Genomic DNA, 18,312 nt, shown 5'->3' with positions numbered 1-18,312 from the left:
CGGGCGGCCCGCGCAGTGCGATTCTGCGTCTGCTCGCGGTGTTACAGCACCAGCAGCATCCGGGAGTTGCCCAGGATGTTCGGCTTGACGTAGCTCAGGTCCAAGAACTCGGCCACACCGATGTCGTAGGAGCGGCACATCTCCTCGAACACCTCGGCGGTGACCGGCGTGCCCTCGATCTCGGTGAACCCGTGCCGCGCGAAGAAGTCGGTCTCGAACGTCAACACGAACAGCCGCTTGAGCGCCAACTCGCGGGCGACTTCCAGCAGCCGGTCGACGATCGCGTGGCCGATGCCGTGGCCGGTCATCGCCGGGTTGACCGCGACGGTCCGCACCTCGCCGAGGTCGGCCCACAGCACGTGCAGCGCCCCGCAACCGACCACGCGGCCCTCATGCTCGGCCACCCAGAACTCCTGAACGGACTCGTAGAGCGTCACGAGGTTCTTTTCGAGCAGGATCTTTCCCGCGTACGTGTCGACCAGTTGCTTGATGGCGGGAACATCGGGCGTTCGCGCTCGCCGAACCAGCGGCCGGTAGCCCTGTGGACTTCTGCTCACGGCTAACAGTATCGGCATCCGGGACGGCCGCGCTGGTCAACCGTTATTCTGTTGCGGTGTCGGGGCAGCCGCAGACGGGTCCGGTGGTAGGCCGCGCGAATATCGCCAATCTCGCCAATACGCTGACGCTGCTGCGGCTGGTGCTGGTCCCCGTCTTCCTGCTCGCCCTGTTCGCCGGCGACGGCCAGCAGGCCGGCTTGCGGGTGGTGGCCTTCCTCATCTTCGCGGTGGCCTGCATCACCGATCGGCTGGACGGGCTGCTCGCCCGCAACTACGGCATGGCAACCGAATTCGGCGCGTTCGTCGACCCGATCGCCGACAAGACGCTGGTGGGATCGGCGCTGATCGGGCTGTCGATGCTCGGCGAGCTGCCGTGGTGGGTCACCGTGGTGATCCTGGTTCGCGAATTCGGGGTCACCGTGCTGCGGCTGGCCGTGATCCGCCGCGGAGTCATCCCGGCCAGCTGGGGCGGCAAGCTCAAGACCGTCGTGCAGGTGTTGGCCATCGGATTGTTCGTCCTGCCTTGGGCAGGAACGCCGGGACCGTTCCGGGTGGCCGCGGCCGTGGTGATGGGCGCGGCGATCGTGCTGACGGTGATCACCGGGATCGACTACGTGGTGTCGACCGTCCGGGAAGTGCGCCGCACGAACGGTTGATTCCGGGGCGCCGAGCGGGAACCAGACCACCGCCGGCGGCGTTCACCTTAATGAGCACCTGCCGGAGGCAAGCTGAGTACGTGCCGCGCAGGGCCGACTGGACGAAGGAGGGCGGGATGCCGCCATTGGTGCGCGAGGTCATCGGCGACGTGCTGCGCGAGACCCGCACGACACAGGGCCGGACGCTGCGTGAGGTGTCCGATTCGGCGCGGGTGAGCCTCGGCTATTTGTCCGAGGTGGAACGCGGCCGCAAGGAGCCGTCGAGCGAGTTGCTCAACGCGATCTGCGACGCGCTGGACGTCCCGTTGTCGTCGGTTCTCACCGACGCCGGTGAACGGATGGCCGGCCAGGAAAGGGCCCACGAGCGCGCCGCCGTCGGCGCGCCCGCCGAAGCGGCCACGGGCACCAGCATCGACGTCAGCACCAAGGTCGTCATTCCGCCGGTGGCATCGCTGGCGCTGGCCTGAGCGCCCGTGGACCGATCCCGCCCAAGGGGTGGGGCGATCGGCACCAACCCATTAAATTGAGCGTCAGGCGCAGGGCCCGTCAGGGTCGATCCGGAACCATCCGGCCCCTCAAGAAGCGAAGGTGGAGCTAACTCATGGCCAATCCGTTCGTCAAGGCGTGGAAGTACCTCACGGCGCTATTCAACGCGAAGATCGACGAGCACGCAGACCCCAAGGTCCAGATCCAGCAGGCCATCGAGGAAGCGCAACGCACGCACCAGGCGCTGACGCAGCAGGCCGCGCAGGTCATCGGCAACCAGCGCCAACTCGAGATGCGGCTCAACCGTCAGCTGGCCGACGTGGAAAAACTCCAGGTCAACGTGCGTCAGGCCCTCACTCTGGCCGACCAGGCCACCGCCGCCGGGGACGCCGCCAAGGCCACCGAATACAACAACGCCGCCGAGGCGTTCGCCGCCCAGCTGGTCACCGCCGAGCAAAGCGTCGAAGACCTCAAGACCCTGCACGATCAGGCGCTGAACGCGGCCGGGCAAGCCAAGAAGGCGGTCGAACAGAACGCCATGGTGCTGCAGCAGAAGATCGCCGAGCGCACCAAACTGCTCAGCCAGCTCGAGCAGGCCAAGATGCAGGAACAGGTCAGCGCCTCACTGCAGTCGATGAGCGATCTGGCCGCCCCGGGCAACGTCCCCAGCCTCGACGAGGTGCGCGACAAGATCGAACGCCGGTACGCCAACGCGATCGGGGCCGCCGAGCTGGCGCAGGGCTCGGTCCAGGGCCGGATGCTCGAGGTCGAACAGGCCGGCGTGCAGATGGCCGGCCATTCCCGGCTCGAGCAGATCCGCGCGTCCATGCGCGGCGAGGCGCTGCCGACCGGGGGCACGCCCGCGGCGGGGTCCACTCCCGCCACCCCCGCGCCCGCGGAGAGCGCCGGCGGCGCGGTCAGCGAGAAGCCACTTGGTCAGTAGCCCGGTGTCATGGCGGTGAACGCGCCGCGCCCCGGCCTGTTGCGCGCGTTGCTGCACCGCGGATTGGCCACCGCCGCCGACCTTTCCGACCTGGTGGCCCGCAAGATCAGCGCGGCCGCGGATCCACGCGCGCGGCAGCTGCGTCGCCGCCGCCGCGCACTGCGGTGGGGCCTGATATTCGGGGCGGGGTGCCTGTTCTGGGCGGTGGTGACGATGCTGCTCGCCGCCTGGGGATGGTTCGCGTTGCTGCTGGAGATCACCGGCGGCGTCGCGGTCGTCATGGCCATCCCGGCCACCCTGTTGCTGCTGCGCTACCGCTGGCTGCGGTCCGAGCCGCTGCCGGTGCCCCGGACCACGAACGCGCGCCGGCTGCCGCCGCCGGGTTCGGCGGCGCGCCCCGCGATGTACGCGCTGGGCGCCTCCGAACGCGGATTCTTCTCGTTGGTGGCCGTGCTGGAGCGGGGCGCGATGTTGCCGACGGCCGAGATCCGCGACCTGACCGCGGCCGCCACCAAAACCTCCGCGGCCATGGCGTCCACCGCCGCGCAGGTGGTGTCGATGGAGCGGGCGGCTCAGGCCAGCGAAGAGTCGCGGTCGTATCTGGTGCCGACCATCAACGCGTTCACCGCGCAACTGAGCGCCGGCGTCCGTCAATACAACGAAATGGTCACCGCCGCAGCGCAATTGGTGTCCTCGGCTAACGGTGACGGGCTCGCCGAGTCGCAGCGGTACCGCACCGAGCTGGCCGGGGCCACGGACCGCCTGGTCGGTTGGGCGCAGGCGTTCGACGAACTCGGCGGACTGCGCGGCGCGAGCTAGTCTTCCGGGCGCGGGCCGTAGCGCTCGATGTACGACTGATGCATGCGGGCGTCGCGCTTGCGGGCCAGCTCGTCGACCAATTCGGGATCCAGATCGTGCACCGCCAGCATGTGGCGGCGCCACACCTTGTTGAGCGCGTGCGAAAAGTACACGAACGGAATGAGAATCGGCAGCGTCATGCTCAGATGCACGTCGAGCGTCGTCGGGATCAACCAGAACGGGGCCAGCACCACCACCGCCGGCACCGCCACGCGGCGCATCATCCGCGCGCTCGCACCCTTGCCGGCCAGGTCGTTGCGCACCCAGTCGCGCATCGAGTCCGGCAGCCGGCCACCGCAGCAATAGCGGACGAACTGCACGAAATTCGGCCGCGTGCGGTTGGCGTCCCGGTTCGTCATCGCGTCCCGTCGCTCAGAACGTCGCTCTCAGCGACGGCAGCACCAGCGCCGCCAGGCCGCGCGCGGTGGCCTTGAGCATGTCGAAGAAGTCGAAGTAGTCCCGCCACAACGTGATTCGCCCGTTGTGGACCTCGAACACGCCGCACACCCAGAACTGCAGCCGCAGGGGCCCGAAGATCAGCGCGTCGGTGCGTTCGGTGAGCACCGCGCCGCCTTCGGCCGCGATGCGGTGGATCTTCACCTCGAAGGCGGCGCGGCCCTCCATCTGGCGAAACAGCTTCATGGCCCTGGCGCGGCCATGGATGGTGGGCAGGCCGACGTTTTCGTAGACGAGGTCGTCGGCCAGCGCGGCGTCGGCGGCCTCGTAATCGGCGTCCTGCAGCGCGTTCAGGAATCCCTCGACCGTGCGGGTGTTCGCCACGGTTGTCCCAGTCAGCTCGGTCATCTTGCCAGCGTAGGCGAGTGCGGCGGCCGGGCGCTGTGGCAGGGTAAGGCCGATGCGTGTCGCCGTGGTCGCCGGGCCGGATCCCGGGCATTCGTTCCCGGCGATCGCGCTGTGCCGGCGTTTCGCCGAGGCGGGCGACGAGCCCACGCTGTTCACCGGCGCCGAATGGATCGACACCGCCCGCGGCGCCGGCATCGAGGCCGTCGCGCTGGACGGCCTGGTGGCCACCGACGACGACGTCGACGCCGGGGCCAGGATCCACCGGCGCGCCGCGCGGATGGCCGTGCTCAATGTGCCCGCGCTGCGCGACCTGGCGCCCGACCTGGTGGTCTCCGACGTCATCACCGCGGGCGGCGGTATGGCCGCCGAGCTGTTGGGGATCCCGTGGATCGAACTCAATCCGCATCCGCTGTATCTGCCGTCGAAAGGCCTGCCGCCGATCGGTAGCGGGCTGGCGCCGGGAACCGGGATCCGGGGCCGGTTGCGCGACGCAGCGATGCGCGCGCTCACCGCGCGTTCCTGGCGGGCCGGTCTGCGGCAACGGGCGGCGGTGCGCACCGAGATCGGGCTGCCGGCCGACGACCCCGGGCCGCTACGACGGCTGATCGCCACGCTGCCCGCCTGCGAGGTGCCCCGCCCGGACTGGCCGCCGGAGGCGGTGCTGGTGGGCCCTTTGCATTTCGAGCCGACCGACCGGGCGCTGGAAATCCCGGCGGGGTCCGGGCCCGTGGTGGTGGTCGCGCCGTCGACCGCGCTGACCGGCGCCGAAGGCCTGGCCGAGGTGGCGCTGGCCCGCCTGATACCGGGGGACACGCTGCCGGCGGGGGCGCGGGTGGTGGTCTCGCGGCTGGGCGGAGCGGAGCTGACGGTGCCGCCGTGGGCGGCCGTCGGGCTCGGCAGCCAGGCCGAATTGCTGACGCACGCCGACGTGGTGATCTGCGGCGGCGGGCACGGAATGGTGGCCAAGACGCTGCTGGCGGGCGTGCCGCTGGTCGCGGTGCCCGGCGGCGGCGACCAGTGGGAGATCGCCAACCGGATGGTCCGCCAGGGCAGCGCGCGGCTGGTTCGGCCGCTGACCGCCGACGCGCTGGTGGCCGCGGTCAACGAGGTGCTGGCGTCGCCCCGCTACCGGGCCGCGGCGCAACGAGCCGCTGCCGGCATCGCCGACGTCGCCGACCCGGTCCGGGTGTGCCACGACGCGCTGGCGGTGGCCGGATGATCCGCCGCGCATCGCCTTATGCTCCTTATGCTTCGGCGGGAGGCATGCAATGAGGATGATCGCGGCAGTCACGGCCGGCGCCCTGATGGCCGGCTCGGTATTCGGGGCGGGTGTCGCGCGCGCCGACAGCCCCGAGGAGCAGCAGGCCTGCCGGTTGATGGACGATCCGGCCGCCGCCGAGCAGGGGCTCGGGCCCGCCGAATACGCGTTCATGCAGTTGCGCGCCACGATGTCGGCGCAACGCGCCCGCGACACCATGTCCCTCGCGGCCCAGGAGGACTGCCCGAATCACATCATCGACCTGCCGGCGAGCTGGCGGTGACGGCGTTCGCGCCCGGGTGTCCGATCCATGCCCGCTGGGTATGTTCACTGGCGTGCGGCTAACGGAGTTTCACGAGCGGGTGGTGCTGCGCTTCGGTACCACCTACGGGTCATCGGTCTTGGTCGATCACGTGCTGACGGGTTTCGACGGGCGGACGGCCGCCCAGGCCATCGAGGAGGGGATCGAGCCCCGCGACGTCTGGCGGGCGTTGTGCGTCGACTTCGACGTGCCCCACGAGCAGTGGTGATCCGCGCGCGTTATTCGTATGCCGGATAAGGGTTTTGGCGCAGCACGGCGGCCAGGTGGATGGCGTTGCGGGTCGCGTTGCCGGTGGCGGACGCGACCGCCTCGGGGACGTCGTCGAGGTCGGTGTAGTCCGTGCCCTGCATGGCCTCGCCGTTCCAGTAGGTGCAGCCTTGCGCGGCGATCGAGAACCCGATGTCGTTGAGCGCCTGAAAGAGGTCGGCCACGATCTTGTGCGCGCCGTCCTCGTTGCCGACGACCGCCGCCAGCGCCACCTTGCCCACCATCGCCGGTCGTCCCGCGTCGTCGGTGTCGGACAGCTCGGCATCGAGGCGCTCCAGGACGCGCTGCGCGACGCTGGACATGTGCCCGACCCAGGTGGGCGTCGACACGATGACGATGTCCGCCGCCTTGACCTTGGTCAGCAGCGCCGGCCACTCGTCGCCCGGCCCCATGTCCGCCTCGACACCGGGCAGCAGCGCCAGGTCCACGCACCGCACCTTCTCGCCCTCGACGCCCGCGCCGCGCAGCGCATCGAGCAACTGATCGGCGAGCAGCTCGCTGCTGGACGGCGCGGGGCTCTTCTTCAACGAGCAGATCAGCGCGAGGGCGCGCAGGGATTGCGCTGCGGGTGAGGCCATGGCTGGCCGCATACCCCGGCGCGGCGGCACCAAACGACGCCCGGTCCTACCGTGGCGTCCGCTGAAGCGCGCAGTCCCCGCACAGGGAGCCCCCGGGCAGGCGATAGAACAGGCAGCAGCTGCGGCGCCGGAAGCCCAGCTGCGGGCCGGTGAGGACACCGGATCCGGCCAGCACGCCGGTGTCCAACAGGGAGCGGGTCGTCTCGGCGATCGCGCCGCGCAGGTCGGGCCGCGCCGAGAGCAGCGCCCGCGCGGCCCCCACCAGCGCGGAGGCGATGTTGCCCGCGAGCAGGGCGGGCGCCAGCTTGACCCGCAGGCCGGCGGCGAGCGGGCGCATGTGCTCGCTCACCACGACGCGATACAGCGCGTCCGGTGCGGGCGAGGTGATGGGCTCCCCGAGGGGTTTGGGCAGTCGCAGCTGTGCGCCGTCGTCGGCGCGTTGCAGGTCGTCGAGGTCGGGCAGGACGCCGTGGCCGATCGCGCACGCGAGCACCGGCGACCACAGCCGGGTGGCGTGGCCGAGATGAACCAGTGAGGCGCCGATCCGCGAGTCGGTGGAGCCGTAGCGCCGGACGGTGGCGTCGACCAGGTCGGCGCAGCCGTCGGCATAGGACTGCTTGACCGGATGCCATCCCGCCGCGTCGCCCCCGACGGCCAGGGCGAAAAAGCCTCCGTAGGAAGCCGTTTCGGCCAGCTCGGTGGAGATGTCCATCGCGTCGCGCCCGCCTCTTGAGGAAGTCCGCCCGGAAGCCCCCGTCGACGCCTTTCGGTAGCCGATGTTGCCACACGACCGGCGTGTCAGGCTTGAATCGAACACCTGTTCGGCTAGTGTGGTGAGCGTTCGCCAGTCAACTTGTCGGTGGCCTTCTCTAGTGTCACCGCCAACCGACCGATACCGGTCAGACGAACACCGACTATAGGAGAGGCACCATGGCGCAAGCCCCCGATCGCGAAAAGGCTCTCGAACTGGCGATGGCCCAGATCGAAAAGAGCTACGGCAAAGGCTCGGTGATGCGTCTCGGCGACGAGACGCGTCAGCCGATCTCGACCATCCCGACCGGATCCATCGCACTGGACGTGGCCCTGGGCATCGGCGGCCTGCCCCGCGGGCGGGTCGTGGAGATCTACGGCCCGGAATCCTCGGGTAAGACCACCGTCGCCCTGCACGCCGTTGCCAACGCCCAGGCCGCCGGCGGCGTCGCGGCCTTCATCGACGCCGAGCACGCCCTGGACCCGGAGTACGCCAAGAAACTCGGCGTGGACACCGATTCCCTGCTGGTTAGCCAGCCGGATACGGGGGAGCAGGCCCTCGAGATCGCCGACATGCTGATCCGCTCCGGCGCTCTGGACATCCTGGTCATCGACTCGGTGGCCGCGCTGGTGCCGCGCGCCGAGCTCGAAGGCGAGATGGGGGACAGCCACGTCGGTCTGCAGGCCCGGCTGATGAGCCAGGCGCTGCGGAAAATGACTGGCGCGCTGAACAATTCGGGCACCACCGCGATCTTCATCAACCAGCTCCGCGAGAAGATCGGGGTGATGTTCGGCAGCCCCGAAACCACCACGGGTGGAAAGGCGTTGAAGTTCTACGCGTCGGTGCGCATGGACGTGCGCCGGATCGAGACGCTCAAGGACGGCACCAACGCGGTCGGTAACCGCACCCGGGTCAAGATCGTCAAGAACAAGGTGGCACCGCCCTTCAAGCAGGCCGAGTTCGACATCCTCTACGGCCAGGGGATCAGCCGGGAAGGCTCGCTGATCGATATGGGTGTGGAGCACGGCTTCATCCGTAAGTCCGGCTCCTGGTTCACCTATGAGGGCGAGCAGCTCGGCCAGGGCAAGGAGAACGCTCGTACCTTCTTGATGGAGAACGACGACGTGGCCAACGAGATCGAGAAGAAGATCAAGGAAAAGCTTGGCATTGGCGCGGTCATGACCGATGACCCCTCCGGTGATGTCCTCCCCGCACCCGTCGACTTCTGAGCCCTCCCGCGAAGAGCAGGCGCGGGCGTTGTGCCTGCGCCTGCTCACCGCGAGAGCGCGCACCCGGGCCGAGCTGCACGGCCGGCTGGCCAAGCGCGGCTATCCCGACGACGTCAGCGAGCGGGTGCTCGACCGGTTGGCCTCCGTCGGCCTGATCGATGACACCGACTTCGCCCAGCAGTGGGTGCGGTCCCGTCGCGCGCACGCCGGAAAAAGCAAGCGCGCCTTGGCCGCCGAGTTGCACACCAAGGGCGTCGACAACGACGTGATCACCACCGTGCTGGCCGGCATCGACGCCGGCGCCGAGCGGGACCGGGCCGAGCAGCTGGTCCGGGCCAAGCTGCGTCGCGAGACGCTGGCCGACGATGACGCGCGGGTGACGCGCCGGCTGGTGGGGATGCTGGCGCGCCGTGGCTACAGCCAGAACCTCGCGTGCGAGGTGGTGTTCGCCGAGCTGGCCGCCGAGCGGGAGCGCCGCCGCGTCTAGCCCGGTGACGTGCGGTTTCTCGCGTGCCGACCGCTCGCCGTACCATAGCCCCGTGACTTCGATGGTGCGAGAGGCCGTGGCGCGAGACGCCGCAACGGTGCGCACCTACCAGGTCCGCACCTACGGCTGCCAGATGAACGTCCACGATTCCGAGCGGTTGGCGGGCCTACTGGAAGCGGCCGGATATCAGCGGGCGGCCGAGGGCGCCGACGCCGACGTGGTGGTTTTCAACACCTGCGCGGTCCGCGAAAACGCCGACAACAAGTTGTACGGCAACCTCAGCCACCTGGCACCGCGCAAGCGCGAAGATCCCGAGATGCAGATCGCGGTCGGGGGCTGCCTGGCGCAAAAGGACCGGGACGCGTTGCTGCGCAAGGCGCCGTGGGTCGACGTCATCTTCGGCACCCACAACATCGGATCGCTACCCACCCTGCTGGAGCGGGCCCGGCACAACAAGGTCGCCCAGGTCGAAATCGCCGAGGCGCTGCAGGAGTTCCCGTCGTCGCTGCCCAGCGCACGCGAATCCGCTTACGCCGCTTGGGTTTCCATCTCGGTCGGATGCAACAACAGCTGCACGTTCTGCATCGTGCCGTCGCTGCGGGGCAAAGAGGTCGACCGCAGCCCCGACGACATCCTGGCCGAGGTCGCCTCGCTGGTGGACGACGGCGTGCTCGAGGTCACGCTGCTGGGCCAGAACGTCAACGCCTACGGGGTGTCCTTCGCCGATCCCGCGCTGCCCCGCGACCGCGGCGCCTTCGCCCGCCTGCTGCGGGCCTGCGGCGACATCGACGGCCTGGAGCGGGTGCGGTTCACCTCGCCGCACCCGGCCGAATTCACCGACGACGTCATCGAGGCCATGGCGCAGACGCCGAATGTGTGCCCCGCCCTGCACATGCCGCTGCAATCCGGATCCGACCGGGTGCTGCGCGCGATGCGCCGTTCCTACCGCGCAGAGCGCTACCTCGGCATCATCGACCGCGTCCGGGCGGCCATGCCGCACGCCGCCATCACCACCGATCTGATCGTCGGATTTCCCGGTGAGACCGAGGAGGACTTCGCGGCCACGCTGGACGTCGTGCGCGCGGCCCGGTTCTCGGCCGCGTTCACCTTCCAGTACTCCAAGCGACCCGGCACCCCCGCCGCCGACCTCGACGGGCAGATACCGAAAGCCGTTGTGCAGGAACGCTATGAGCGGCTGGTCGCGCTGCAGGAGGAGATCTCGCTGCAGGGCAACCAGGCCCTGGTCGGGCAGACGGTCGAGCTGCTCGTTGCCACCGGCGAGGGGCGCAAGGACACCGCGACCGCGCGGATGAGCGGGCGGGCCCGCGACGGCCGGCTCGTGCACTTTGCCGTCGACCAAGCCGTCGACCAATCCGGCGACCAAGCCGTCGACACCCGGCCGCGGCCCGGCGACATCGTCACCACCGTGATCACCGGGGCCGCGCCCCACCACCTCATCGCCGATGCGGGCATCCTGACCCATCGCCGCACCCGGGCGGGTGACGCGCACGCCACCGGGCGGCGCCCGCGCGGCATCGGTCTCGGCATGCCCGCCGTCGGGCCGCCCGCCGGCCCGGCCGAACCCCTGGGATGTGCACGATGAAAGAAGAAGACCCACAGCTCGGCGCGCTGCGGACCGAGATCGAGGCCGCCGAACGGCGGGTGGCGCGCGGGTTCGATCCCGGCCCACGGGGTTTCTTCGTGTCGATCCTGGTGTTCGTGCTGCTGGGATCGTTCATCCTGCCGCACACCGGCGACGTGCGCGGCTGGGACGTGCTGTTCGGCAGCCACGGCGCCGGGGCGGCCGCGGTCGCGCTGCCGTCGCGGGTGTTCGCGTGGCTGGCGCTGGTGTTCGGCGTGGGCTTTTCGATGCTGGCGCTGGTGACCCGGCGCTGGGCGCTGGCCTGGGTTGCGCTGGCGGGCTCGGCGATCGCGGGTGCGGCGGGCATGCTGGCGATCTGGTCGCGTCAGACCGTGGCCGCGGGGCACCCGGGGCCGGGGTGGGGCCTGATCGTCGCCTGGATCACCGTGCTGCTGCTCATCTACCACTGGGCCCGCGTGGTGTGGTCGCGGACCATCGTGCAGCTCGCCGCCGAGGAGCAGCGCCGCCGCCTCGCCGCGCAGCAGCAGTCGACCTCGCTGCTGGATGACCGCGACCGCCCAGGCGCCACGGGCCGGCCCGACGATCCCGAAAGCAGTACGGGATCCGGCGGCGGCCGTTAGGACTTGCGGCTCAGGGCCTCGACGGCCGCCTGCGCCCACTGCCGCCACTGTTCGGCGTTGGCCTTGGCCTCTTCGGCTTCTTTGGTCCGTCCCGCCGCCGCGGCCTTCTGCGCCTGTTGCTCGTATTGCTCGGCGCGGGCCTGGAATTGCTCGGCCCGGGCCTGCGCCTGGGGATCCGACCAATCCGCCTCGCCGGCGTCGCGCACCTTCTTCTCGACCGCGCGCAGCCGCCGCTCCAGCTCGGCGGAGCGCTCCCGCGGGACCTTGCCGATCGCATCCCACTTCTCGGCGATCGAGCGCAGCGCCGCCCGGGCGGCGTCGTGGTTGCTGGTGTCCAGCTTCTCGGCCTCCGCCAGCAGCGCCTCCTTGGCCGCCGCGTTGGCGCGGAACTCCGCGTCCTTTTCCGCGGTCACCGCGTTGCGGGCGGTGAAAAACACGTCCTGGGCGGCCTTGAAGCGCCGCCACAGGGCGTCGTCGACCTCCCGGGTCGCCCGTCCGGCCGCTTTCCATTCGGTGAGCAACTTGCGGAACTCCGCACTGGTCGCCGTCCAGTCGGTCGAATCGGACAGCTCCTCGGCACGCTCGCACAGCCGCTCCTTGGCCTGGCGAATTCCCGAACGCTCCCGGTCCAACTCGGCGAAATGGGCTCCCCGCCGCCGGTTGAAGGCCTCCCGGGCCGCGGAATAGCGCTTCCACAACGCGTCGTCCACCTTGCGGTCCAGGCCGCTGATCGTCTTCCACTCGTCGAGGATCGCGCGCAGCCGATCGCCGGCGGCCTTCCACTGCGTCGAGGTGGCGGACAACTCCTCGGCCTCGGCGGCCAGCGCCTCCTTGCGGGCGGTCTGGGCGGCCCGATGCTCCTCGCGTCGGGAGCGTTCCGCGGCGACGGTCGCCTCGGCGTGTTCGGCGATGCCGGTCAACCGGGCGGCCAGGGCATCGATATCGCCCAGCACCGCGGCCGTCGGCAGCGTCTCGGCCAGCTCGGACGCGTGCGCCTTGATCTTGCGCGCGTCCCCGGTCCCCGAGGCCAGCCGCTCCTCCATCAGCGTGACCTCGGTGGCGAGGTCGTCGAACCGCCGACCGAAGTGGGCGAACGCGGCCTCGCGGTCACCGGCCTGCCAGGAGCCGACGACCCGCTCTCCGGCCGCGCTGATCAACCACACCGTGCCGTCGTCGTCCACGCGCCCGAACTGGTGCGGATCGCTGCGCGGGGGCGGCACCACCACCGGGTGAGCGGCCGGGCGCGACCCCGAGCTCACCGGCCGGGGACCGGGGCGCGGCCCCGGACGCGGCACCGGCCGGGCTGAATCGTCGCGAGGCTGGTCAGCCGTCATGCCCTCGTCACTACCCTTTCGCAACCTTCCGCGCGGTTGGTGTGCCGCGCGCCTGCCGCGCGTAGCGGCACCGTCTTCTGCATCTGCGGACGACCCATCCGGGTTTTCCCAGCAGGTGCCTAACAGTATTCAAGCAGCTTGCGCCGCCACGCGCCGCCACCTTGGTATTCCGGGCGGCGGCCCCGCGCGGCACTACCTGTGACGTTCTCTTAGAGTTATCCAAGCGGTCACATAGATTGGTGAAGTAATAATCGAAAGGTCGCCCGCGGCGCGGGCCGGACGTGTGAAACGTCATAGATTTGTATCTGAACTGAACGCGAAATGTGCGTGTATTTGCTTGCGCCCCGGGGAAAGCTGGGTCGGACGGTCGTGCGCTTGGGGGGTCGGGAAATATGTCGAAAGTTGATGTCGCTGCGTTGATTGCCCTGTGCGCGGCGCTGGCATCGGCGATCGGCGACGTGATCCGTCAGCGCTCCGCACACGAAATCACCGACAAGCAGGTTGGGCACCTCGAACTGTTCCGCATGTCGCTGCGCGACACGCGATGGTGGATCGGCGGCATGGCCGCGGTCACGAATTACAGCCTGCAGGCCGCCGCCCTGGCATGGGGCTCGGTGGTCCTGGTGACCGCCCTGCAGGTGACCGCGCTGCTGTTCGCGCTGCCCATCTACGCGCGGCTCGCCCACCATCGCGTCAAGCCACGGGAGTGGATGTGGGCGATGATCCTGGCCGCGGCGCTGGCGGTGGTCATCATCGTCGGCGACCCGGCGTCCGGTCACCAGCGCGCCCCGCTGCAGACCTGGGTCATCGTGGCCCTGATCATGGTCCCGCTGCTGGTGGCCTGCGTGGTGGCGGCACGAATCTGGTCCGGTAGCCCGTTCGCGCCCGTGCTGCTCGCCGTCGTGGCCGGCTCCTCGTTGGCGCTGTTCGCGGTGCTGACCAAGGGCATCGTCGAGATGTCCGAGCGCGGCGTCGTGCGCGTTCTGACGTCGCCGGAGTTCGTGCCCTGGCTGTTGGTGGCGCTGGCCGGGATGATCTTCCAGCAATCGGCTTTCCGCGCCGGCTCGCTGACCGCGTCGCTGCCGACGATGACGGTGGCAAAGCCCGTCGTCGCGGGGTTGCTCGGGGTGCTCGTGTTGGGTGAGACGCTGAACGCCAGCGGGCCCGAGGCGTTCGTGCTGATCGCCGCCGTGTCGGTGGTGATCATCGCGACGATCGCGTTGGCCCGCGGCGAGGCCGCCGCCGTCGGCGGGACCGAACCCGGCGGGGGCGCGCCGCGAAAAGTCCGAACGCGGGACGCATCCGCTGAGGATGGCCTCGGCCCCTACGGTGAGTGTCTGGTTGTCGCTGACGGCTCACGCTGCTGACTGGCGATCGCCACTGGCCTGACGGTGGCGACCCGCTGCGCCCGGCTCCGCCGCGCTTGCGATCGCCACTGGCCTGACGGTGGCGACCCGCTGCGCCCGGCTCCGCCGCGCTTGCGATCGCCACTGACTCTGGCCCGCCGGCTCGGTCACGTTAGTTTGGTGGCGTGCTGAGCGCCATTGCCATCGTTCCGTCGGCGCCGGTGCTTGTTCCCGAACTCGCCGGGGCGGCCGCCGCCGAGATGGCCGACCTGGTCGCGGCGACGATCGCCGCTGCCGCCATGCTGCCCGAACGCTGGGTGATCATCGGGACGGGCCCCGCCAACGAGGAATTCGGTCCCGACGCCGCGGGCACGTTCGCGGGTTTCGGGGTGGACGTGCGCGTCCGGCTGTCCCCGCAGAACGGCGATGAGCCCGAGCCGGTGGCGCTCCCGGTGTGCGCGTTGCTGGGTGGCTGGGTGCGCGGCCAGGCGCAGCCGCAGGCCAGCGCCCAGGTGCGCGTCTACCGCGACGACCACGACGTCGATACCGCGCTGAGCCGCGGCCGCGAACTGCGGGCCGAGATCGAGCGGCTGCCCGAGCCGATCGGGGTGCTGGTCGTCGCCGACGGCGCCAACACCCTCACCCCGGCCGCCCCCGGCGGACACGACCCGGACAACGCCGCCGCGCAAGACGCCCTGGACGACGCGCTGGCCGGCGGCGACATCACGGAGCTGATCCGCCTGCCGCACCAGATCCTGGGGCGGGTCGCCTTTCAGGTGCTGGCCGGCCTGTCCGAGCCGGGGCCGCGATCGGCCAAGGAGCTCTATCGGGGGGCGCCCTACGGGGTGGGCTACTTCGCCGGCGCCTGGCAGCTGTGACGGTGGCCGTGCGACCACTGGCGATCATCGGCCCCACCGGAAGCGGCAAGTCGCAGCTGGCCCTCGACATCGCCGAGCGGCTGGGCGCGGAGATCGTGAACGCCGACGCGATGCAGCTCTATCGCGGCATGGACATCGGCACCGCCAAGCTGCCCGTCGAGGCGCGCCGCGGCATTCCGCACCATCAGCTCGACGTCCTCGACGTCACCGAGACCGCGACCGTCGCCCGCTATCAGCGCGCCGCCGCCGCGGACATCGAAGCGATCGCGGCCGGCGGCGCGGTGCCCATCATCGTCGGCGGCTCGATGCTCTACATCCAGTCGCTGCTCGACGACTGGTCGTTTCCCGCCACCGATCCCGCGGTGCGGGCCCGCTGGGAGCGGCGGCTGGCCGAGGTCGGGGTCGGTGAGCTGCACGCCGAGCTGGCCCGTCGCGACCCCGCCGCGGCCGCATCGATCCTGCCCACCGACGCCCGGCGCACGGTGCGGGCCCTGGAAGTGGTGGAGCTGACCGGACAGCCGTTCGCCGCCTCCGCGCCGCGGATCGGCGCACCCCGGTGGGACACGGTCATCATCGGGTTGGATTGTGACACAACGATTCTCGATGACCGGCTGGCCAAGCGGACCGACGCGATGTTCGACCACGGCCTGGTCGGCGAGGTGACCGCGCTGCTCGAGCGCGGCCTGCGCGACGGGGTCACCGCCTCGCGGGCCCTGGGCTACGCGCAGGTGATCGCGGCGCTCGATGCCGGCGGCGGTCCGGATCGACTCCGCGAGGCCCGGGAGCAGACGTTCGTGGGCACCCGACGCTACGTGCGACGGCAGCGGTCCTGGTTTCGCCGCGACCACCGCGTGCAGTGGCTGGACGCCGCCGATCGCGCCCGGCTCGTCGACGGCGCGGTGCACGCGTGGCGGCACGTATCCTGAACAGGTGAAATTCGCAAAGGGCCACGGCACCCAGAACGACTTTGTGGTGCTGCCCGACCCGCAGGCCGAGCTGTGCCTGACCGGGTCGCGGGTGGCCGCGCTCTGCGACCGGCGACGCGGGCTGGGCGCCGACGGGGTGCTGCGGGTCACCACGGCCGGCGCCGCCGCCGCGGCCGGCGTGCTCGACCGGTTGCCCGACGGGGTGGCCGCCGACGACTGGTACATGGACTACCGCAACGCGGACGGGTCCATCGCCCAGATGTGCGGCAACGGCGTGCGGGTCTTCGCCCACTACCTGCGCGCCAGCGGCCTGGAGGGCCGCGACGATTTCGTGGTCGGGTCGCTGGCCGGTCCACGCCTGGTCACCGTGCATCGCGTCGACGCGGCGACCGCCGACATCAGCGTCGACATGGGCAAGGCCAACACGCTGGGCAGCGGGGGACAGGCCTTTGAAGCGACGGTGGGCGGCCGCCGGTTTTCCGGCGTGGCGATCGACGTGGGCAATCCGCATTTGGCCTGCGTCGACCCCGACCTGACCGTCGACGCGTTGGCGGCGCTGGACGTGGCCGCGCCGGTGAGTTTCGATCCCGCCCAATTCCCCGAGGGGGTGAACGTCGAGATCCTCACCGCACCGGCCGACGGGGCGGTGCACATGCGCGTCCACGAGCGGGGAGTGGGCGAAACACGCTCGTGTGGCACCGGAACGGTCGCGGCCGCGGTCGCCGCGCTGGCCGGCGCCGGCGCGGACACCGGCACGCTGACCGTTCGGGTGCCGGGCGGCGAGGTCGTCGTCACCATCACCGACGCCACCAGCTACCTGCGGGGGCCGTCGGTACTGGTGGCCCAAGGAGAAATCAGCGAGGAATGGTGGCGCGAACAGTAGCGTTAATTCAGATGCGCGACACCGACTTTGCGTGCATCATCTCTTATTGCCTATGACACATCCCGAATTTCGCGATCACGCTCCCACGGTCACGGAGCCCAGTACGGGCGAACTCGCCCTCGAGGATCGGTCGGCGCTGCGCCGCGTCGCCGGCCTGTCGACCGAACTCGCCGACGTCACCGAGGTCGAGTACCGCCAGCTTCGGCTCGAGCGGGTCGTCCTGGTGGGCGTGTGGACCGACGGCACCGCCGCCGACAGCCAGGCCAGCATGGCCGAACTGGCGGCGCTGGCCGAAACCGCCGGCTCCCAGGTGCTCGAAGGGCTCATCCAGCGCCGCGACAAGCCCGACCCGTCGACCTACATCGGTTCGGGTAAGGCCGCCGAACTGCGCGAAGTGGTGCTGGCGACGGGCGCCGACACCGTCATCTGCGACGGTGAGCTGTCGCCGGCGCAGCTGACGGCGCTGGAGAAGGCGGTGAAGGTCAAGGTCATCGACCGCACCGCGCTGATCCTGGACATCTTCGCCCAGCACGCCACCAGCCGGGAGGGCAAGGCTCAGGTGTCGCTGGCCCAGATGGAATACATGCTGCCGCGGCTGCGCGGTTGGGGTGAGTCGATGTCGCGGCAGGCCGGTGGCCGCGCCGGCGGCAGCGGGGGAGGCGTGGGCCTGCGCGGCCCCGGTGAGACCAAGATCGAGACCGACCGGCGGCGCATCCGCGAGCGGATGTCGAAGCTGCGCCGCGAGATCAAGGACATGAAGCAGGTCCGCGACACCCAGCGCAGTCGGCGGCTACACAGCGACGTGCCGTCGATCGCCATCGTCGGCTACACCAACGCGGGCAAGTCCAGCCTGCTCAACGCGCTGACCGGGGCGGGCGTGCTGGTGCAGGACGCGTTGTTCGCCACCCTGGAGCCCACCACCCGCCGCGCCGAGTTCGACCCCGATTCCAAGGCGGCCGGCGCTTACACGATCACCGACACCGTCGGATTCGTCCGGCACCTGCCCACCCAGCTCGTCGAGGCCTTCCGCTCCACGCTGGAGGAGGTCGTCGACGCCGACCTGCTGGTGCACGTCGTCGACGGCTCCGACGCCCACCCGCTGGCGCAGATCAACGCGGTGCGGCAGGTGGTCTCCGACGTTATCGCCGACCATGACGGCGCGCCGCCGCCCGAGCTGCTGGTGGTGAACAAGGTCGACGCCGCAAGCGATGTGGCGTTGGCCAAGCTCCGCCACGCGCTGCCGGGCGCGGTCTTCGTGTCCGCGCGCACCGGCGAGGGCATCGACGCCCTGCGCCGGCGGATCGCCGAGCTGGCCGTTCCCGCCGACACCGCCGTGGACGTGGTGATCCCGTATCACCGCGGGGACCTGGTGGCCCGCCTGCACGCCGACGGGCGCGTTCAGCAGGAGGAGCACAACGCCGAGGGCACCCGGATCAAGGCCCGGGTTCCGGTCGCCTTGGCCGGCCGGCTGCGCGAATTCGCCGCCCACTGAGCGGCCCGGCCTAGCTGTGATGTCCAGGGACATT

At 70.5% G+C, this 18,312-nt stretch carries 22 protein-coding genes; 16 read left to right on the top strand and 6 right to left on the bottom strand.

Annotation, left to right across the window (positions count from 1 at the left end):
• Window positions 1-41 precede the first annotated feature (41 nt).
• Complete coding sequence (locus AC0KS4_RS16455; protein WP_255641640.1) at window positions 42-575, bottom strand: amino-acid N-acetyltransferase; 534 nt, start codon at window positions 573-575, stop codon at window positions 42-44.
• Between the two features lie 38 nt (window positions 576-613).
• On the opposite strand from AC0KS4_RS16455, the gene pgsA reads away from it, so the two are divergent.
• From pgsA to pspM, 4 genes are all read left to right on the top strand, one after another.
• Window positions 614-1,213, top strand: a complete 600-nt coding sequence (gene pgsA / locus AC0KS4_RS16450; RefSeq protein WP_225327651.1) for a CDP-diacylglycerol--glycerol-3-phosphate 3-phosphatidyltransferase — start codon at window positions 614-616, stop codon at window positions 1,211-1,213.
• Window positions 1,214-1,329: 116 nt separating this feature from the next.
• Window positions 1,330-1,680: a transcriptional regulator ClgR gene (clgR, locus tag AC0KS4_RS16445; RefSeq protein ID WP_225327705.1), complete on the top strand. Its 351-nt coding sequence runs from the start codon at window positions 1,330-1,332 to the stop codon at window positions 1,678-1,680.
• 134 nt (window positions 1,681-1,814) lie between these two features.
• Complete coding sequence (gene pspA / locus AC0KS4_RS16440) at window positions 1,815-2,642, top strand: phage shock protein PspA (RefSeq protein WP_225327652.1); 828 nt, start codon at window positions 1,815-1,817, stop codon at window positions 2,640-2,642.
• Between the two features lie 9 nt (window positions 2,643-2,651).
• A complete protein-coding gene (gene pspM, locus AC0KS4_RS16435) occupies window positions 2,652-3,461 on the top strand; it encodes a phage shock envelope stress response protein PspM (protein ID WP_238956399.1) in 810 nt (269 codons plus the stop codon).
• Here the strand turns inward: pspM and AC0KS4_RS16430 are convergent.
• Window positions 3,458-3,859, bottom strand: coding sequence for a DUF5313 domain-containing protein (locus AC0KS4_RS16430; RefSeq protein WP_238956398.1), 402 nt, complete (start codon window positions 3,857-3,859; stop codon window positions 3,458-3,460). The two genes, pspM and AC0KS4_RS16430, sit on opposite strands and share 4 nt — an antisense overlap.
• Before the next feature lie 13 nt (window positions 3,860-3,872).
• Window positions 3,873-4,304: a limonene-1,2-epoxide hydrolase family protein gene (locus AC0KS4_RS16425; RefSeq protein ID WP_238956397.1), complete on the bottom strand. Its 432-nt coding sequence runs from the start codon at window positions 4,302-4,304 to the stop codon at window positions 3,873-3,875.
• 52 nt (window positions 4,305-4,356) lie between these two features.
• Between AC0KS4_RS16425 and AC0KS4_RS16420 the strand changes: the two genes are divergently transcribed.
• From AC0KS4_RS16420 to AC0KS4_RS16410, 3 genes are read left to right on the top strand one after another with little or no spacing between them, the layout of a single operon-like run.
• Window positions 4,357-5,523 carry a glycosyltransferase gene (locus AC0KS4_RS16420; protein WP_238956396.1) on the top strand — a complete coding sequence of 389 codons (1,167 nt, stop codon included), beginning with the start codon at window positions 4,357-4,359 and terminating at the stop codon, window positions 5,521-5,523.
• 49 nt (window positions 5,524-5,572) lie between these two features.
• Window positions 5,573-5,845, top strand: coding sequence for a hypothetical protein (locus AC0KS4_RS16415; RefSeq protein WP_225327657.1), 273 nt, complete (start codon window positions 5,573-5,575; stop codon window positions 5,843-5,845).
• A gap of 52 nt (window positions 5,846-5,897) precedes the next feature.
• Window positions 5,898-6,092: a DUF3046 domain-containing protein gene (locus AC0KS4_RS16410; RefSeq protein ID WP_425326323.1), complete on the top strand. Its 195-nt coding sequence runs from the start codon at window positions 5,898-5,900 to the stop codon at window positions 6,090-6,092.
• A gap of 10 nt (window positions 6,093-6,102) precedes the next feature.
• Here AC0KS4_RS16410 and AC0KS4_RS16405 read toward each other — a convergent pair whose 3' ends face one another.
• Together AC0KS4_RS16405 and AC0KS4_RS16400 are read right to left on the bottom strand one after the other, a co-directional pair.
• A complete protein-coding gene (locus tag AC0KS4_RS16405) occupies window positions 6,103-6,741 on the bottom strand; it encodes a flavodoxin family protein (RefSeq protein WP_238956395.1) in 639 nt (212 codons plus the stop codon).
• A 34-nt stretch (window positions 6,742-6,775) separates the two neighbouring features.
• Window positions 6,776-7,441 (bottom strand): (2Fe-2S)-binding protein, encoded by a 666-nt coding sequence (locus tag AC0KS4_RS16400; protein ID WP_238956394.1) that lies wholly within the window; start codon window positions 7,439-7,441, stop codon window positions 6,776-6,778.
• Window positions 7,442-7,659: 218 nt separating this feature from the next.
• On the opposite strand from AC0KS4_RS16400, the gene recA reads away from it, so the two are divergent.
• From recA to AC0KS4_RS16380, 4 genes are all read left to right on the top strand, one after another.
• The gene (gene recA / locus AC0KS4_RS16395) at window positions 7,660-8,709 is read left to right on the top strand and encodes a recombinase RecA (RefSeq protein WP_225327660.1); all 1,050 of its coding nucleotides are present in this window, start codon (window positions 7,660-7,662) and stop codon (window positions 8,707-8,709) included.
• On the top strand, window positions 8,681-9,196 hold the full coding sequence (gene recX / locus AC0KS4_RS16390) for a recombination regulator RecX (protein ID WP_238957337.1): 516 nt from the start codon (window positions 8,681-8,683) through the stop codon (window positions 9,194-9,196). The genes recA and recX overlap by 29 nt, the downstream gene beginning before the upstream one ends.
• Window positions 9,197-9,257: 61 nt before the next feature.
• A complete protein-coding gene (gene miaB / locus AC0KS4_RS16385) occupies window positions 9,258-10,799 on the top strand; it encodes a tRNA (N6-isopentenyl adenosine(37)-C2)-methylthiotransferase MiaB (protein WP_225327707.1) in 1,542 nt (513 codons plus the stop codon).
• Entirely contained in the window at window positions 10,787-11,419 is a 633-nt protein-coding gene (locus AC0KS4_RS16380; RefSeq protein WP_225327661.1) for an Rv2732c family membrane protein, read from the top strand. Before miaB ends, AC0KS4_RS16380 begins: the two co-directional genes overlap by 13 nt.
• Here AC0KS4_RS16380 and AC0KS4_RS16375 read toward each other — a convergent pair.
• Window positions 11,416-12,753, bottom strand: coding sequence for a DUF349 domain-containing protein (locus tag AC0KS4_RS16375; protein WP_225327662.1), 1,338 nt, complete (start codon window positions 12,751-12,753; stop codon window positions 11,416-11,418). The genes AC0KS4_RS16380 and AC0KS4_RS16375 overlap by 4 nt on opposite strands.
• Before the next feature lie 392 nt (window positions 12,754-13,145).
• Between AC0KS4_RS16375 and AC0KS4_RS16370 the strand changes: the two genes are divergently transcribed.
• The 5 genes from AC0KS4_RS16370 to hflX all read left to right on the top strand — a co-directional run bounded on the left by AC0KS4_RS16370 (window position 13,146) and on the right by hflX (window position 18,278).
• Window positions 13,146-14,120: a DMT family transporter gene (locus AC0KS4_RS16370; RefSeq protein ID WP_225327663.1), complete on the top strand. Its 975-nt coding sequence runs from the start codon at window positions 13,146-13,148 to the stop codon at window positions 14,118-14,120.
• 164 nt (window positions 14,121-14,284) lie between these two features.
• The gene (locus AC0KS4_RS16365; protein ID WP_225327664.1) at window positions 14,285-14,977 is read left to right on the top strand and encodes a class III extradiol ring-cleavage dioxygenase family protein; all 693 of its coding nucleotides are present in this window, start codon (window positions 14,285-14,287) and stop codon (window positions 14,975-14,977) included.
• Window positions 14,978-14,985: 8 nt separating this feature from the next.
• Complete coding sequence (miaA, locus tag AC0KS4_RS16360; protein WP_238957336.1) at window positions 14,986-15,903, top strand: tRNA (adenosine(37)-N6)-dimethylallyltransferase MiaA; 918 nt, start codon at window positions 14,986-14,988, stop codon at window positions 15,901-15,903.
• A 4-nt stretch (window positions 15,904-15,907) separates the two neighbouring features.
• Window positions 15,908-16,786 carry a diaminopimelate epimerase gene (gene dapF, locus AC0KS4_RS16355; RefSeq protein WP_238956393.1) on the top strand — a complete coding sequence of 293 codons (879 nt, stop codon included), beginning with the start codon at window positions 15,908-15,910 and terminating at the stop codon, window positions 16,784-16,786.
• Between the two features lie 52 nt (window positions 16,787-16,838).
• Window positions 16,839-18,278, top strand: a complete 1,440-nt coding sequence (gene hflX / locus AC0KS4_RS16350) for a GTPase HflX (RefSeq protein ID WP_225327666.1) — start codon at window positions 16,839-16,841, stop codon at window positions 18,276-18,278.
• Window positions 18,279-18,312 lie beyond the last annotated feature (34 nt).

Source organism: Mycobacterium sp. NTMscope_MAC_12 (assembly GCF_976985675.1).
Note: the sequence above shows the minus strand (reverse complement) of the source record. Positions and strands in the feature narration are given on the sequence as shown.

Coding starts and splice junctions, on each gene's coding strand:
- AC0KS4_RS16455 (WP_255641640.1), bottom strand. CDS start 575: ATGCCGATACTGTTAGCCGTGAGCAGAAGTCCACAGGGCTACCGGCCG.
- clgR (WP_225327705.1), top strand. CDS start 1,330: ATGCCGCCATTGGTGCGCGAGGTCATCGGCGACGTGCTGCGCGAGACC.
- pspA (WP_225327652.1), top strand. CDS start 1,815: ATGGCCAATCCGTTCGTCAAGGCGTGGAAGTACCTCACGGCGCTATTC.
- pspM (WP_238956399.1), top strand. CDS start 2,652: ATGGCGGTGAACGCGCCGCGCCCCGGCCTGTTGCGCGCGTTGCTGCAC.
- AC0KS4_RS16430 (WP_238956398.1), bottom strand. CDS start 3,859: ATGACGAACCGGGACGCCAACCGCACGCGGCCGAATTTCGTGCAGTTC.
- AC0KS4_RS16425 (WP_238956397.1), bottom strand. CDS start 4,304: ATGACCGAGCTGACTGGGACAACCGTGGCGAACACCCGCACGGTCGAG.
- AC0KS4_RS16420 (WP_238956396.1), top strand. CDS start 4,357: ATGCGTGTCGCCGTGGTCGCCGGGCCGGATCCCGGGCATTCGTTCCCG.
- AC0KS4_RS16415 (WP_225327657.1), top strand. CDS start 5,573: ATGAGGATGATCGCGGCAGTCACGGCCGGCGCCCTGATGGCCGGCTCG.
- AC0KS4_RS16405 (WP_238956395.1), bottom strand. CDS start 6,741: ATGCGGCCAGCCATGGCCTCACCCGCAGCGCAATCCCTGCGCGCCCTC.
- AC0KS4_RS16400 (WP_238956394.1), bottom strand. CDS start 7,441: ATGGACATCTCCACCGAGCTGGCCGAAACGGCTTCCTACGGAGGCTTT.
- recA (WP_225327660.1), top strand. CDS start 7,660: ATGGCGCAAGCCCCCGATCGCGAAAAGGCTCTCGAACTGGCGATGGCC.
- recX (WP_238957337.1), top strand. CDS start 8,681: ATGTCCTCCCCGCACCCGTCGACTTCTGAGCCCTCCCGCGAAGAGCAG.
- miaB (WP_225327707.1), top strand. CDS start 9,258: ATGGTGCGAGAGGCCGTGGCGCGAGACGCCGCAACGGTGCGCACCTAC.
- AC0KS4_RS16380 (WP_225327661.1), top strand. CDS start 10,787: ATGTGCACGATGAAAGAAGAAGACCCACAGCTCGGCGCGCTGCGGACC.
- AC0KS4_RS16375 (WP_225327662.1), bottom strand. CDS start 12,753: ATGACGGCTGACCAGCCTCGCGACGATTCAGCCCGGCCGGTGCCGCGT.
- AC0KS4_RS16370 (WP_225327663.1), top strand. CDS start 13,146: ATGTCGAAAGTTGATGTCGCTGCGTTGATTGCCCTGTGCGCGGCGCTG.
- hflX (WP_225327666.1), top strand. CDS start 16,839: ATGACACATCCCGAATTTCGCGATCACGCTCCCACGGTCACGGAGCCC.